11 protein-coding genes and 1 pseudogene are annotated in these 14785 nt (G+C 49.4%); 5 read left to right on the plus strand and 7 right to left on the minus strand.

The window, feature by feature from the left end:
• Window positions 1–133: 133 nt before the first annotated feature.
• Both ABDW72_RS11435 and ABDW72_RS11440 read left to right on the plus strand, forming a co-directional pair.
• Window positions 134–1138, plus strand: a complete 1005-nt coding sequence (locus ABDW72_RS11435) for a universal stress protein (RefSeq protein WP_347158695.1) — start codon at window positions 134–136, stop codon at window positions 1136–1138.
• Between the two features lie 30 nt (window positions 1139–1168).
• On the plus strand, window positions 1169–2080 hold the full coding sequence (locus ABDW72_RS11440; RefSeq protein WP_347158696.1) for a universal stress protein: 912 nt from the start codon (window positions 1169–1171) through the stop codon (window positions 2078–2080).
• Between the two features lie 184 nt (window positions 2081–2264).
• Here ABDW72_RS11440 and ABDW72_RS11445 read toward each other — a convergent pair whose 3' ends face one another.
• The 3 genes from ABDW72_RS11445 to ABDW72_RS11455 all read right to left on the minus strand — a co-directional run bounded on the left by ABDW72_RS11445 (window position 2265) and on the right by ABDW72_RS11455 (window position 5286).
• The gene (locus ABDW72_RS11445; RefSeq protein WP_347158795.1) at window positions 2265–3044 is read right to left on the minus strand and encodes an LOG family protein; all 780 of its coding nucleotides are present in this window, start codon (window positions 3042–3044) and stop codon (window positions 2265–2267) included.
• A gap of 28 nt (window positions 3045–3072) precedes the next feature.
• Window positions 3073–4233, minus strand: a complete 1161-nt coding sequence (locus ABDW72_RS11450; protein ID WP_347158697.1) for a L,D-transpeptidase family protein — start codon at window positions 4231–4233, stop codon at window positions 3073–3075.
• A 177-nt stretch (window positions 4234–4410) separates the two neighbouring features.
• Entirely contained in the window at window positions 4411–5286 is an 876-nt protein-coding gene (locus ABDW72_RS11455) for a universal stress protein (protein WP_347158698.1), read from the minus strand.
• 936 nt (window positions 5287–6222) lie between these two features.
• Here ABDW72_RS11455 and ABDW72_RS11460 point away from each other — a divergent pair.
• Window positions 6223–6417, plus strand: coding sequence for a winged helix-turn-helix domain-containing protein (locus tag ABDW72_RS11460; RefSeq protein ID WP_347158796.1), 195 nt, complete (start codon window positions 6223–6225; stop codon window positions 6415–6417).
• Between the two features lie 15 nt (window positions 6418–6432).
• Entirely contained in the window at window positions 6433–6894 is a 462-nt protein-coding gene (locus ABDW72_RS11465; protein WP_347158699.1) for a transposase, read from the plus strand.
• A 200-nt stretch (window positions 6895–7094) separates the two neighbouring features.
• Here the strand turns inward: ABDW72_RS11465 and ABDW72_RS11470 are convergent, their stop codons facing one another.
• Window positions 7095–7484 (minus strand): hypothetical protein, encoded by a 390-nt coding sequence (locus tag ABDW72_RS11470; RefSeq protein ID WP_347158700.1) that lies wholly within the window; start codon window positions 7482–7484, stop codon window positions 7095–7097.
• Window positions 7481–7864: a hypothetical protein gene (locus ABDW72_RS11475; RefSeq protein ID WP_347158701.1), complete on the minus strand. Its 384-nt coding sequence runs from the start codon at window positions 7862–7864 to the stop codon at window positions 7481–7483. Before ABDW72_RS11475 ends, ABDW72_RS11470 begins: the two co-directional genes overlap by 4 nt.
• Before the next feature lie 127 nt (window positions 7865–7991).
• Here ABDW72_RS11475 and ABDW72_RS20365 point away from each other — a divergent pair.
• Window positions 7992–8837: pseudogene (locus tag ABDW72_RS20365) on the plus strand (IS982 family transposase).
• Window positions 8838–9309: 472 nt separating this feature from the next.
• On the opposite strand, the gene ABDW72_RS11490 reads toward ABDW72_RS20365, so the two are convergent.
• Both ABDW72_RS11490 and ABDW72_RS11495 read right to left on the minus strand, forming a co-directional pair.
• The gene (locus ABDW72_RS11490; RefSeq protein ID WP_347158703.1) at window positions 9310–11838 is read right to left on the minus strand and encodes a glycoside hydrolase family 9 protein; all 2529 of its coding nucleotides are present in this window, start codon (window positions 11836–11838) and stop codon (window positions 9310–9312) included.
• A 206-nt stretch (window positions 11839–12044) separates the two neighbouring features.
• Window positions 12045–14501: a glycoside hydrolase family 95 protein gene (locus ABDW72_RS11495; RefSeq protein WP_347158704.1), complete on the minus strand. Its 2457-nt coding sequence runs from the start codon at window positions 14499–14501 to the stop codon at window positions 12045–12047.
• Between the last annotated feature and the right edge of the window lie 284 nt (window positions 14502–14785).

Genomic DNA, 14785 nt, shown 5'->3' on the forward strand with positions numbered 1-14785 from the left:
CTTCCTGGACTGATAAAGATCATCTTTTACACTGACGGGCATCACTGCAAATATTTTCTAGTAAGGGTACTTTTAAGAAGCTTTCAGGTAGCTGATGTTTTAAAAGATCTTTTTATACTTAATTGCCCATACTATGAAAACTATTTTAGTACCTACCGATTACTCTCCCGGTGCACGTACCGCTTTATTGTATGCTATCGAAGTGGCCAGGGAGGCAGATGCCCGCATCGTACTGCTGCATGCTTTTTTTGAGCCGCTCTCCTTTCCCTATATGGGATCGTATACTGCTGTAATCAATGATCTGGAAAGAAGAAGAACAAAAAAGCTGGAGGCTTACGCCAAAGAAGTGAAAAGCTTGCTGTTAAAGGATTTTGCTGTTCAGTTCCGGAGCATCCTGCCGCCAGATGTGGCGGTGAACCGTATTCCGCATACCCAAAGCGGCTTTCATACAGTTGAGATAGATGAGACACCACTAAAAAGAGCGGAAGTAAACATCAAGTGTATCTGTAAGTTCGGTATTGCCTTTGATGAAATACTGAAAGCCGTGGAAGTGCACGAAGCGGACCTGGTGGTGATGGGCATGCGCGGGGAAAATGCTTTCACGAGGGCTTTACTGGGGCGTACCACCATTCGCGTCATGCAGGAGGCCTCTGTACCCGTGCTGGCTGTTCCGCTTGATGCCCGATTTGAAGAATACAAGTCTGTTGTTTTTGCCGCCGACCTATTCAAGCTACCCTCCAGGGCGGTGCTTGGTTTGTTAGGGGAGTTTGTCAGCTTGTTTCATAGCCGCCTGCAGGTGCTGCATCTGTACAGGAAAAACAGTCCGGAACGGGAAATGGACAAGGCGCTTGCAGCGCTCAACACGTTAGACCAGCAGTTGCGGGGTGTTGACTACCGGGTCGTTTTTCAGCAGCGGGAGGACGTGGCCGCGGGGGTGCAGGATTTTGTTCAGGAGCAGCGGGCTGGGTTGCTGGTGCTGCTTCCGCAGAAGCATACGTTCCTGGAAAAGCTCCTGAACAGGAGCCTGACACATCAGTTACTGACAAGAACATTTGTTCCCATCTTGGCACTCCCATCCTGTGTTCGGGAAAACACAAGGGACGTAGAGGATCGCGCCGAAAGATCAATACCTGTTTGATGAAGCCATGTAGCTAAGCTACTGTGAAGTATGAAAACCTTACTCGTACCAATTGATTACTCTGAGGACGCTCTGAAAGCACTGGAGATGGCCTTGGATCTCGCTTCCCGGATGGAGGCGCAGTTGCTGCTTTGCCATGTGTACCAGCCGCCCGTACTTATCTCGGATGTAAACGAGCCCGTGTTTGCGTTGCCCGAGTATGAGACGAAGCAAGAGGCCCTGAGTAAACTGCGTAAGTTTGCCAGGCTGATAAAACAAAATGCCGGGGTGGCGGTGCCGCTAAGATTTACGGTGCGGGCAGGAGACGTGGTAGATGAACTGCTGGAACTGATAAAAGCCAGAAAAGTAAGTATGGTTGTGATGGGAACAAGAGGCGGGACTTCCTTGCTGAATAAGTTGTTGGGTACCACAACCGAAGAGCTGGTGCAACAGGCGCCTTGTCCGGTGCTGGCTGTTCCGGTCAACGCGGAGCCGGGGCCGGTGAGCCGGATTGTCTATGCGACAGCGCTCAAGCCCACCGAAGCGGACACCTTGCCGGTACTGCTTCAGATAAAACGACTTCTTCGTGCCGCTCTCACCTTGCTTTATGTGGATACAGATGGAAAAATGGAGCCTGTTAATGTAGCGGTATGCAAAAATTACCTGCTGCAGCATGTTCCCGACGATGAAGTCAGCTTTGTTCAGATCAAGAGCAAACACGTAGCAGCAGGCATTGAGCACTATGCCAAAGCGTATAATGCGGATATGGTCGCTTTCCGGGTATCGGAAGGGGCGATATGGAACGAGCTGTTCCATCCTAGTGTGTGCAGCCGGATGCTGCAGGAACTCAATATCCCTATACTTGCTTTGCCCAAGCACGGGAAGCCGGTTGAGTTAATTACTGTCCGCTCCGAAGAGGATAAGACAGCATTGCCAACGGCAGATACCGGCCCTACGCTTTAGAGTCCTGATGCGGTGATTGGTTGGCGGGCTAGAAATGTCGTGATAGAAAGCAAAGGCCTTGAGATACTTTAACCAGTTTGTCTCAGAGCCTTTTGCTTTAATCAATATCTTCTCAGATAAATGGCCTGCTTTTACTAGATAATAGCAGCATGTTTGCGAGGCAGAATACAACGGTGCATACCCCTCAGGCATGTGCGTTAGCTTTAGATTCACCTAACCAGGGATAAGACCTGATCTTCCGGCGCTTCAGCCCAAAAGGCTCGATAGCATACTTTTCGATATGTGCCATTGCTTCCTGCACAGAATCTGTCAGCAGGAATAAGTCCAAATCCTCTAAGTGAATGGTACCCACGGTGGCCATGTGCACGAAATGGGTATAAAGGGACTTATGATAAGCTTTGCCCAGCAGCACCACCGGAAACCGCTTCATTTTTTTAGTCTGTATCAGCACCAGCGCCTCAAAAAGCTCATCCAGGGTGCCAATGCCCCCCGGCAGCACTACAAAGGCGTAAGAATATTTGGAAAGCAGTACCTTCCGAACAAAAAAGTACTTAAAGTTTACCCACTTGTCCAGGTAAGGGTTGGGATATTGTTCCTGCGGCAGCAGTATGTTGCAGCCAACCGATACACCATGTGCCTCTTTCGCCCCGCGGTTTGCGGCTTCCATTAAACCGGGTCCGCCGCCTGTCATTACGGTAAAGCCTAGTTTAGCCAGACCAAAGCCGGTGTCATTTGCCAGCTTATAGTAGGTATGATCTTCTTTAAAGCGGGCAGAGCCAAATACAGTAACACAAGGGCCGATAAAGTGCAGTACCCGGAAGCCGTGAAGGAACTCCTGCAATACTTTAAGTAAAAACAGCAACTCAAACTGCCGGGAGTGAGGTCCTTCCAGAAAGTACCTCTCCTCATCGGATACTTCCTTTTTTTCGGATGCTCTGGCAGTAGCTACAGGCGAAGACATCATATAAGCCATTTAAATGTATAGATCAGGTTTATTTTTCGCCTGCATTATAGGTTATTGGCTGCGGACACAGCTCAACCTCAGGCAGGCCATCTCGTTTGTATATGTCCTGGCGGAACTGCAGGGCACCGGAATCATCCACCCAGCAGGTATAGTAGCCCAGTTTTACCTGCACCTGCTTAGGCAGCCGGATGGCCTTGTCTGGTGTGGTCTCCTTTAAAAGTGCTTTTATACTTTTTTTGTGCCCCCAGTCTTCGCTTAGCAGGTATCCAGCAAGGGTATCGGGGTGCTCTACCCGGACACAGCCGTGACTGTAGGCTCTGGAGGTATACTGAAACAATTGTTTGACAGGGGTATCGTGCAGGTATACGGCGTGTGAGTTAGGGAAAACAAACTTTATCCTGCCCAAGGCATTCCAGGGCCCTGGTTCCTGCACCATCAGCAGTCTGTCCCGCTCCGGATCGGCCTTGCTCCAGTCCACCGCATAGACAGAGATCCGGGTCTTCTGCCCTCCTTGCTGCCGGTAGAGCGTCATGTGGTTTCGGGCCAGGTAACCTTTATCCTCCCGCAGCACCGGAATGATTTCTCTCCGCATAATACTCTGCGGCACGTTCCAACCGGGGTTTAGTACCAGGTATTGTAGATAGCCGTTTAGAAGGGGCGTCTGGTATGCTTTACCAGTCATGCCTACCACTACCCGTGTAGACCAAATAGTTTTCCCGTCCTTGTCAAAAAGTTGCAGCGTATAGCCCGGAATATTGACCAATACCAAAGGCTGAGCCGAGTCAGCAGCAAACTGTTGCCATCTTTTCAGGTTTACCCCGATCTGCCGGATACGGTAAGCTGGAGGCGTATTTAGTTCACGGAGAGTTTGCTGGCCTACCACGCCGTCGGCCAGTAAACCGTGGCGCTGCTGAAATTTTTTGAGGGCAACTGCCACGGCCTCATCAAAAACAGGGTTGGCTGTTTCGTTACCAGCCGGCAGATCTCCCGTTAATGACAAGTTGTGACGCAGGTCTGAAACATACCGGCTACTATCCTGAAGCCTTAGGCTGGTATTTTCCGGAAAAGATATCCAACTGTAGCCGGCCATTTTCTGCTGGTACTGCTGCAAGGCATGGGCCAGACGCATGTACTGCGGGGGCTGCTCGCTGGGTTTGAAGGCCTCCGGCGCCCGGAGACTCGCGGTCAAAAGCAACAGCCATACCAGGCACCAGTAACAAACGCTCATCATAAATCTCCCTATACACTTTATACTTAGATACCGGGTTAGCAGGTGCTGTTTATCGCGATAAAATTAAAACGTGTTTGCCAAACCAGGTATACCTGCAAAGCCAGCATGGTTAATGACTAATTAGGCATTAGCTTTTTATTTGGCAATGGACTCTGATTCCTGTGGCTGTGTTTGCGGCAGGTTATAGGGCCTTTCAGGTAAGGCTAAGAGTGGCACCAATGTCTCCGTGGCCAACTTTTTGGAAACACTTCTGTGAAACAGGTCTTCCAGCATGCCTCTTTCATGGATGGAGACAGCCAGCACGTTGATGCTGTTTTCCTTTACAAACGCTCTGATACCCGCTGCAATCGTATTTGCTTTTATTTGGGCAACACAAAACTTCTGGTCCGGAAACTCCCGTATCATATCCTCCAGCAGACCTGCTCCGCTTGAACGCGCATGTCCGGGGGTGATCACATGGACAACATACACCTCCGCCTTAAAAGGGGCCGCAAAGGTGAAAAGCTGTTGGAGGAACACGCGCTCATCGCCGGCAAAATCTGAGGCATATGCTATTTTCTTCAGACCAAACAAATGAGCCGCAGCAGGAACAACCAGTACAGGACATTGGGCTACTTTCATAAAGGAAAGCGTCTTGCTGCCGATGAGGTTGTCTAGCAAGGTATTGGCACTTTTGCTGCCCATCACTACCAGGTCTACCTGCAGGCGAAAAATCATTTCGTTGATAATGTCATGAAAGGGGCCATGTTCGCAATATGTTTCTACTTTAAACTGAAAATCGTTCTCCAGTTGTATCTGCCGGGCAAGGTCATAGAGCTTACCGGTATAAAATTCCTGCAGGAGCGGTTCCTGAGATGCATAGACAGCACTTTCTGCGGTGGCAATGACCTGTATCGGCAGAACATGCACCAGCACCAGTTTGCTTCCGGTAAGTGTGGCCAAAGCGACAGCCGAGCGTAAGGCGTGGGCTGCATTGTCAGGAAGGTCGGTTGGTACTAAAATCGTTTTCATAAGTTTTACCTGTTTTAGTTTTGGATGGCTTACTACTTTATAGCTAATGCTAAAGCTACAACACACTGCAAGAGAATAAAATGACCCCTGCCATGTTAACAGGTGATATATGTCATTGTCTGCCTGATCCGGCTTTCTTAGGGTTTGCGCTACAGCATTGGGATGGTGATGGCTTGCATCTGTTCGCTGTTGCGTAGTTGAAAGCTACCTGAAAGCGGTGTTTTGGCAGAGGGCAGGTCGTTTTGGTATGGCAGTTTTGCCAGCAGTAGAGAAAAAGCGGAAATCTAGTTAATTTATATACGAATGTTTAGCTTTTGATGAGCTTCATTACTAAGAGGTGACGCGAGTCATTGCCCTTTATTAAGGGAAAACTTACCTTCAGTGAATTTAATTTAAAGCATAAAACTAGGAGAAAACTAGTTACTAACCCATGGGCCGGGTTTACAATTACATCATCAATCAGGAACATAGTTTTGCGGCGCAGTGATTCATAGACGTAGCCTGCTAGATGCTCCTCTGTCAGGTATAACTTTATGGCAGCTCCGGTCGGCCCGCATCGCCGATGAAAAGAGTGTCACGGGAGAAGATGCCCTAATCCTTTCAGTTTTCGTCGCGTAGCAGGTACATGACGGACTCCATGGTATGGCAGGGCGTGTGCAGCACTTGTATCGTTACATCGCCCAATTTCACCTACTCGCCATTGTGGGCGATGTGCGCAGGGAAAGAAAGCGACGACATTGAACCCCGGCGCCTGTCGCCTTGGCCAAATCTACATGGCCCGACACGACGTCTGCGTGGAAGTGCGTTTCCAGCACATGCTTAATCCTCTAATCTTCGAAACAGTCTGGAAAAAGGGGAGGAGTAGGACGCAGGCTTGATGCCGCAACACAACAGGAGCTCAAGGCAGTTCTTGCCAGCGAGCAGCAGTTCTAGACGCTGGAGCAGGTTGCCTCCCTTTTGGCAGAGCGGTTTGGCGTTCATTATTGCCCACGGCATCTGCGGAGGATACTGCAGGAGATGGGCATGTACCACCATAAACCACGACCGGTAGACTACCGCCAAAGTGAAAGAGCTCAAGAGCAGCTGCAGCAGCGCCTGCAGGCTACCCTTGACGCCTTGCTGCTGCAGTAGGTCCCCTTGGAGGCTGTGGCCATAGGGCTGGCAGACGAAACAGGCACTTACCTGCAGGCGAACACGGCCAGGGTGTGGTCCTTTCACAAGAAGGCCAAAAGGAGGGTGAACACAGAAAAGGTCAAACAGAACACCTTTGGCTTTTATGCACTGCAGGGGCAGTCATTGGCGCTGGAAATAGCTACTTCCTCTGAGAAGGAGGTGCTGCGGGTTCTGCCACTAATCAGGCAGGCTAATTCGGCGTACAGGGCGTTCATCCTGTTGTGGGATAATTTGCCTGCCCATAAAACGGAAGCTGTCGAGCGCCTGGCAAGAAGGCTGCAGATTTACCTGGTCAACAACCTGCCCTATGCTCCTGATTTAAACCCGATTGAGAAGATATGGAAGCAGCTCAAGTACAGGATTAGCCAGAAAGGCTGGATTGCAAAAAGAGTGAACTTGAGCAGATTATCTTCTCTGAATTTGATCTGCTGCTAAGCAAGATGAGTTGGGCAGCCAGCTGGGTTCAGCAAACATTGATGCCTGCTCTTCTGCAGAACTTTACAATCTCTTTCTGCAACAGGTAATGTCATTGTCTATAAAACATTTAAGTCCAGCTACTTCCTGATTTATACTTTGTACCGCCTCAGAGTGCAGCAGCTGGTGCAGCAATGGTTGCTGCGGTAAAGGGCTTATACTTAACCGGCCCCTTTTATTTTAAAGTACACGTACGGCAGCAACAGCAGGCAAAGCAGGAACAGCGGCCAGATGTGCCCGGCCGACAGGTTGTAGTCCTGTAGCAGGTACGACCAGGAGTGTTTGGTTAAGCGCCCCAGCGAGAACTCGAACAGCACCGTGAGCACCACCCATATAGCACCCACGAACAGGGCTTCTCTGGCGCTGTGGAAGGCGAGCAGCGGAAACACGAACCATACATAGGCGGCGCAAAGGATGATGAGCGTGACGGTCGAAAGCTGGTGCGCCCGTAGTTCATCGAATTGCTTCACCAACACCAATTGCCGGAGCGTGGCGTTGGCAAAGGCAAGCACAATCATGGGCAGCCAAAGTATAAAATGCTTCGCATTCATGGTTTGGGGATAAAGAAGGTTAGAAGTGAGACCAAGCTTGCTGCTACCGCTGTTGCCGGCTGCATCCACGACACATAGCCGATGATGGCCACTTGCAGGCTTAGCCACACAAGCAGCAGCACACTACACCCAAAGGCTGCTTTCCGCGCCCAGGGGTGTTGCCGGAGCACGGCGACACCTGCCACAAGGCACGCGCCGCCCACGCATGCAAAAAGAAAGAGGCTCGGGAGAAAGTAGTTGCGGAAGGGGCTGTGCTCCAGCCATTCCGTTGGAATGCCTTCTGCGCCTGCCATACCGTAATAGCCGCCGCCAAACGCATTGGCGGCGATCAGCAGGAGTAGCGCCCCCAGCGCAGTGCGTGTAAACCGTGCCTTTGCCATGTTGCTTACCCATGCTTTTAAACTAAGGTGAACTCGTTAAATTAATAACAATCAGATACTTACCTAAACAAGAAGGCAGAGAATTGGGTAGGAATACTATCCGATGTTCTACCTATACCTTAGCTCTATGTACTTTATCATAGATACTCGTGAAGTGGTGGAAGTGTTCTGCACCATACACGATTTTTGCCTGGCGGTAAAGAAGTATTTTGCTTCCCACCTGATGCCTGACGGTTTGGAGCAGCGGCATCCGACCGGACGCAGGTCTTCGCTCTCGGAGAGTAAAGTCTTGACCATCCTGGTGCTTGGAGAGATGAAAAGCTACTTTCCCAAGGCCGTCTCCTACACACATTTTCTGGAGCTTGCGCGTCAGGCCCTGCTGCATGCCTTTCTGCTGGCACACTCCCGCTCGAGCCTTTCTGAGCGAATGGATACTACATTGACTCCAAGAAGCTGCCCGTTTGTGATAACAGGCGCGCACCCATCAGCACAAGGTCTTTGAAGGGATCGCCACCCGCGACAAAGCCTCCACCGGCCGGTTCTTCGTAAGCTCCACCTGGTCATCAACAGGCACGGGGAACTGATGCGCTTTCTTATCACCCCGGCAAACGTGGCCGATAACAATCAAAAGGTGCTCGCCTTCCTGCTTTCCGGCTTGAAGGGCAAGTGTTACGGCGACAAAGGCTATCTCACCTCTCTGCTAGAGGAACTGCTCGAGCAGGGCCCTCACTTGGTGGCCAAGGTCCGGCGCAACATGAAAAACATGCTCCTCATCCTTTCTGATAAACTCAACCTGCTCAAGCGCGGCAGCATCGAGGCAGTCAACGAAATCCTGATGACTGTTTGTGACATCGACCACACCCGCCATCGAAACCCAAGCAACGCCCTGGTCCACATCCTCTCAGGACTGAGCGCCTATACCTTGCTGGACCATCAAAACGCAAGATTTAACCCTGCAAGATATTTAGCTTAATTTCCGAGTTCACGTTAATAGAAAGTTTATAAATTTTTAAAGCCGATCAGCTGTGATGACAGAACAGCTGGTCGGCTTTCTTCTTCGTTCCCCTTGTAGGCCCAGGTGTAATGCGTTTTTTTCGCTACGGCCTGAGGGTACACTGCTGCAAGCCCAAGCCATAGTTGGGACAAAAACCCAATCTCAAGGAAAATATCGGTGAAAAGAAAATTGAAGCCGCACAGCTCATGAGCGCGAACTTCCGAAAAGCACTATTTGCCAGCTTTGGAAAGAGTACGTCAGGTTTTGTAAAGGAAAGGAAATCTGACGTACCTGTACGTCAAGTATGGTAGTTTATAAAATCGTTTCCAACCTTCTGAACAACTCAATAAATAGCGCAAGTAATAAGCATCTCATCAATATACTTATTACTTGCGCTAAAACTGAACAGTTTGAAGCAGGAGATGATCCAACCCTGTTCAACTCAACCTGTTTATTTTATCACATTCTTGAAAGCTGATCCAAAGATTAAATAACTGGTATTGCCGGCAATTGTGCCCTCGTTTTCTCCCCACATAAAGGGCCAGTCATCATAGTTTTCAAAGTGGTCAGGCTTTCTGAACAAAACACCGGGAGCAACATTGCCTGGGATAAATGAGAAATCTGCCCTGTTACTTCCATAAAACACAGCTTTGGGACGCGTGGCACCCAGCGTTGCCACAAACGAATAATTATGATACGGATGGCAGCCAAACAACCAGTTAGTAACCTTGTAAGCATGGCTGGCGTCGATGATGTCAGGGAAATATTTGTTGGCAAAACAAACAGTGGTACCAAAATTTGTTATCATTCCGTTGCCTGCCCAGTTGCCAAGCCCGATCGGTACACCGTACGGATTATCCTTATCAAGCTCTTTAATGTAATCATTGTACTTTACCACATAAGGGCGGAGTTTTGCTTTGTAGGATGCGTCCATGTATGGTATGGCATTTAGTGCCGTCAACAGGTTGAAATTAACGCTGCGATCAAGCGAAGCCCACAAGAGTTCCTGGAATTTATCCTTGTATTGCTGCTCTCCGGTTGCAATATACAGCTGAAGATTGGTGCTGACATTTGCTGACCTGGCCCAACCTGAAGTATCCTGCGGCTGACTAGCGAGCAACTCCGTTGCCTCTTTCAAAAGCCTTTTTGACTGCTGCAACGCTCTTGCTGATAGTTCATCGTTGTAGCCCTTCAACGCCCGGCTTGCTGCGGCAAACGTTGTAGCTGCACTGAGATCAAGGTCAGGATTGCGGCTTGTAAATGCCCACATGTCGTCCTTTACCCCACTCGATTTGCCGTCTTTGGCAATTTCGTAAGGGCCTAGTTCCGGGTTATAAGGGAGCCCGTCTGTTATGGAGGCTGCGTCACCAAGGTGATGGTAATTGTCAAGCACAGCGTTGGTGAGCGCTTGCGTCATATGCCCGACAATCTCTGCCTGGGCTACCAGGTTCAATGTTCCGTGCTCGATAAACTGCAGTACGTCGGGCTTACCATCGGGTCGGTGAAGGTCTACATAGCGTTGCTTCTCGTCAACAAACGTCTCATCGCGTAATGGCTTAAAGTTTTCCCAGATGTGGACTAAGTTCTGCACCACGTTGATATTCGATCCCGTTTCTATATCAAAATCTCCTGCGTCGAAATACCCGCCGACGTTTAAGCCGGGAATCAACTCGAGTGCTTTATACTTGGTATCGGTGGTGGGGCCCTGGCTATGAAGGTCGAAGTGATCTGTGTTTGGGGGAGCCTGGCGATAACCTTCTTTAAAGGGCTCACCATGCCACACTCTGTACGCCTCGTTCACGAACATATGATTCATATGGATTGGAATCCATACATCGCTGGTGGCATCAGTGATTTTATCGTAAACGTGATCATCTATTAGGAAATCGTTTGTTTTAAAATGGCCGTACTGGATGTAGTATATACCTGGGTTTTTGACTGAGGTGAAATCGAATTTCACATAGTTGTATTTAAAATAGTTTCCCCATTGTATAATTTTGCCGCTAAATACTTCGGTAGCATTGCCATCTTTGCCTATTTTATACAATTGGGCTTTTGCAAGTGGTTTGTCTTCCTTGTCGAGTTCAATAACCGAAACCTTTTGCTGCGCCGGGAGGTAGCCCACCTGGGATAACCCGATATTAGGCTCTCTTACCCAACCTTTGATAGCGTTTGGTTCCACCATCCATGTCAAAACCTTGCCTGTTTTTCCTGCCGGAAGTAGACTTCGAACGACAAACCAACCATTTTGTGCCACCAAACGGCCATCGAAAAGCATAAGATCGGCCTCCGGCGAGGTGATTTTTACCAAACGGGACGGTTCATCGGGTGCTATAAGAAGCGTATGTCCGGTTTCAAGCGGGAGCGGAACAATATACTTGCCGGTGCCCCTGTCGTCTGAAGTATTATAGCCCTTAAACTGTTTTGGCTTTTCGCTGTTGGGCCTTGTAGCGGTGTTACCTACCACATAGCGCGGGAACCGGTTATAACGCCCATCCATCAAATAAGCTTTCGACCAATATTGTGAGGGTAGAAACTCCAGATTAAAACCGGCGCTTCCTTCCAAGGCCTTGGGAACGGGTTTATCCAGGTAAACGGCTATCTCAACGCCTTTCCCCTTGGCCGTCACTACCACCCGCGACTCGAAATTGTAATCGTTGTACCTGAGTGTAGCCTCAATGCTTTTTGACGCACGGTCAACTTTTCGGTTTTTTACCTCCGGAACCAGATCCCACTGCTCCGGCGTATTGGAGAGTCGCACCGCACCACCTTGCGCTGTTCTGACGCCATGGTGAATCAATTCTATACCGGCGTTCTTTTCATCATTGAACCCTCCCGAAAAGAGGTTATTGTACACCAGGACATTGACGCCTTGCCTCTCGAAATACTCAAGATCATTGAGTTTCAAGTCCTGGCCCGAAGCATAATGGAATGAACCTAGTAGCAGCACTACAACTGATAGAAGTGTTTGTGTTTTCATATTTGAAATTCCTTCATGACCTGGTTGCAAACCTTTAGAGATAAACTAAGCAGTTTTAAACACTATGTCAAAAATTGTTAAAGTAGTTTAAGTTACAAAGTATCCACTTGGGTGAATCTCCATTTTTGTACTGTGGCCGATTTCTCTCCTGCACCTCAATCCTTCTCCAAGCCACCATTTATGTATCATTTAACTCATGCGTTCATTTACTTGGCCAAATTGATAACATAAACACCTCCTGGTTTGGTTTTAAGGTCATACTCGTAGGTTTTCCTGAGTGGCATACTTTTCAGGTCTGCTTCTGGTGCAACCAACGGCTCCTTTATTTCGGCTATCTGGTAAAAAGGGTTCGGATTCGCCCCCTTTGCTAGCTTCAGCCCTTTGCCAGAGAGCGGGTAGTAAGAACGTATTCTGCAGTTGCCTCCCATGGCAGACCGGATGGTTACTTCACCTGGTGCGTTGTCCTCCCACTTGATGTCAACCCCAAATCCTCCCCTGGCCCTAAGGCCGCTGATGCTGCCTTTCGCCCAGGCATCAGGCAAAGCGGGTAGTATGTGTACAGCGCCATCCTGGCTTTGCAGGAGCATCTCAGCAATACCCGCCGCACAACCGAAATTTCCGTCGATCTGAAAGGGAGGGTGCGCATCAAACAGGTTCGGGTAGGTGCCGCCTCCCTCTCCAAAGGCTTTATTACCGGCAGGCGATAACTGGTCCTCAATTAACTTCAACGCGTGGTTCCCATCCAGCAGCCTTGCCCACAGGTTCACCTTCCAGCCCATCGACCACCCCGTGGACTCATCACCACGGGCAAGAAGCGATGTTCTGGCGGCATTATACAAAGCTGGATGACGGTAGGGGGAAATTTGATTCGAGGGGTAAAGCCCGTACAAATGTGACACATGGCGGTGGTGGTCCTTGGGGTTATCCCAGTCCTGCATCCATTCCTGGAGCTGCCCCCACTTGCCAATCTGCATGGGTGGCAGCTTCTGCAGGCTTTCCTTCATTTCTGCTACCAGTGCCTCATCTGTGTTTAGAACCTCTGCAGCCTTGATGGATTTGTTAAACAGGTCGAAAATCAGTTGGTTGTCCATGGTCGTACCTGCCGATATAGAGGACTCAGGGTAAACGGTCGGGGCATTTTCCGGAGAAACAGAAGGAGCAATTACCAACCATTTATGTTCGGGCTCTTCAACCAGGAAATCCAGGTAAAATTTGGAGGCTTCTTTTAGAATGGGGTAAACAGATGCAAGGTATCTCTTGTCACCGGAGAATTCATACTTGTCGAACAGTTGCTGTGAAAGCCATGCCCCGCCCATCGGCCACATGCCCCAGAAAGCACCGTCGACAGGCCCGCTGATGCGCCAGATGTCGGTGTTGTGGTGTAGCATCCAGCCATCTGCCCCATACATGGCTCTTGCAGTTTGACGGCCAGATTCAGAAAGTTCACGCACCATCTGTATCAGCGGCTCGTTCAGCTCCGTCAGGTTTGTTATTTCAGAGGGCCAGTAGTTCATCTCCGTGTTGATGTTCACGGTGTATTTACTATCCCAGGGAGGGGTGAGCTGGTCGTTCCAAATGCCCTGAAGGTTCGCCGGCTGTCCACCTGGCCTGGAAGCAGAAATTAACAAATACCTGCCAAACTGAAAGTAAAGGGCTACTAAGGCCGGGTCGCTCCCGATTTGAAACTGCGCGATCCGCTGGTCTGTGGGCAGGTTTACGGCTTCCGTTTCACCCAAGTCAATGCTCACCCGGTCGAAATATTGTTTATAGTCGGCCTCGTGGTCTTTGCGAATTGCCTCTGCCCCCTTCTTCAGAGCCTTTTGCAGGTAGGCGTCTGCCCGCTCTCCTGCGTTTCCACTAATATCTTTGTAATTGTTGAAATTAGATGCGATCGAGAGATAGATAGTGACTTCATCCGCCTGCTCAACTTGCAAACTGCTCTCAGTGGCTTTGACTATCCCCCCCGTATGCTGAATGCTGGCCCTGGCCTGGAACTGCACCTTGCCTTCCACTCCCTCATGACTACCTGTTCTTCCAGAAAGGATAAGCTCATCCCCACCTCTGGTTGAAACCTCGGCATTTTCAGGTCTGTCCATCGTAGCGGAGAAGCTTATTGCGCCTGGTTTATCTGCCATCAGATGAACAACGATGACCTGGTCTGGAAAAGAAGAAAAGACTTCCGTTTTGTAGTTCACCCCGTTGACACGGTAACGGGAAGTAGTTAGCGCTTTCTCAAGATCAAGCGCTCTGTGGTAGTTTGTATAGTTTTCGTGGCCTTCAAATAAAAGCCTCAGGTTACCAACGGTCTCATACGGCATACCCTGCGACGTTTTACTAATAAATTTCTGATTGACCAGCTTCTGGGCTTCATCGTATTTACCTTCAAAAATCAATCTCCGAACTTCAGGCAAGGCTTCTTTGGCCTGTGGGTTATCGTTTCGGTTGGGCTGCCCTGCCCAGACGGTGTTCTCATTCAACTGAATCACTTCCTTAGCGGGGTCTCCATACACCATGGCTCCCAAGCGCCCGTTTCCAACCGGCAGGGCTTCCACCCACCGATGCGCTGGCTCTGTGTACCAAAGTTTTAACTGAGAATCATTTTGAGCAGACACATGAAGCAGGAATGCCAGATTAAATACCAAACAGCATAAGAACGCTCTCATAATTTTTCTATGTGATCCTATCATCTTTGGTTTGTAGCTTAAAGCATTTATGCTCATAAGCAACTTGTAGCTTATTGAGCCAAAACAAGCAGTTGATTTTATTGAGCTTTCTTAAGCGTAGAACATATCGTGGAACAGACTTAAACAGCACTACAGGAGGGCTGGTTCCGACTTTTACTGTATGGTGAATAGCCCTGTTCCTTATGATTGTCTGCGCGGATATTTAATATATGGCTGCGTTCCAAAAAGCATGAAGGTCAGTACCGCAGATGCCAGTTTGCTTA

This window comes from Pontibacter chitinilyticus (assembly GCF_039748935.1).
Taxonomy (GTDB): domain Bacteria; phylum Bacteroidota; class Bacteroidia; order Cytophagales; family Hymenobacteraceae; genus Pontibacter; species Pontibacter chitinilyticus.

What these genes read in the sequence shown, in the direction of transcription:
- ABDW72_RS11435 (WP_347158695.1), top strand. Translation starts at nt 134, where the DNA reads ATGAAAACTATTTTAGTACCTACCGATTACTCTCCCGGTGCACGTACC.
- ABDW72_RS11440 (WP_347158696.1), top strand. Translation starts at nt 1,169, where the DNA reads ATGAAAACCTTACTCGTACCAATTGATTACTCTGAGGACGCTCTGAAA.
- ABDW72_RS11445 (WP_347158795.1), bottom strand. Translation starts at nt 3,044, where the DNA reads ATGATGTCTTCGCCTGTAGCTACTGCCAGAGCATCCGAAAAAAAGGAA.
- ABDW72_RS11455 (WP_347158698.1), bottom strand. Translation starts at nt 5,286, where the DNA reads ATGAAAACGATTTTAGTACCAACCGACCTTCCTGACAATGCAGCCCAC.
- ABDW72_RS11470 (WP_347158700.1), bottom strand. Translation starts at nt 7,484, where the DNA reads ATGAATGCGAAGCATTTTATACTTTGGCTGCCCATGATTGTGCTTGCC.
- ABDW72_RS11475 (WP_347158701.1), bottom strand. Translation starts at nt 7,864, where the DNA reads ATGGCAAAGGCACGGTTTACACGCACTGCGCTGGGGGCGCTACTCCTG.
- ABDW72_RS11490 (WP_347158703.1), bottom strand. Translation starts at nt 11,838, where the DNA reads ATGAAAACACAAACACTTCTATCAGTTGTAGTGCTGCTACTAGGTTCA.
- ABDW72_RS11495 (WP_347158704.1), bottom strand. Translation starts at nt 14,501, where the DNA reads ATGAGAGCGTTCTTATGCTGTTTGGTATTTAATCTGGCATTCCTGCTT.